Annotated in this window: 1 pseudogene; it reads right to left on the bottom strand. The window is 71.5% G+C overall.

What is annotated here, in order from left to right:
* Positions 1-355, bottom strand: a pseudogene (locus ACNPM4_RS08390) (Re/Si-specific NAD(P)(+) transhydrogenase subunit alpha); the annotation flags it as partial.

Below are 355 nucleotides of genomic sequence, written 5' to 3' on the forward strand. Positions count from 1 at the left end.
GGCGCGCACGACCGTGACCGAGCGCTGCACCACGTCTTCGAAGTCGATCACCAGCCGGCCGTCCTTCGCGGGGGTCAGCAGCGCGACGAGGTTGGCGAGGTTCGTGCCGTAGAGCTGCGAGGCCTGGGCGGCCAGGCGCGAGGCCAGGTCGGTGTAGCCGAGGATGACCACGCCGTTGTCCGTGACGACGCGCTCGCCGGCGACCGCGCCCTCGACGTTGCCGCCCTGACCCGCCGCCATGTCGACGATCACGCTGCCCGGCTTCATCTGCGCGACATCGGATGCCGTGATGAGGCGAGGCGCCGCGCGCCCGGGGATGAGCGCGGTCGTGATGATGATGTCGACGTCGGCGGCC

It is taken from the genome of Microbacterium umsixpiens, assembly GCF_053543675.1.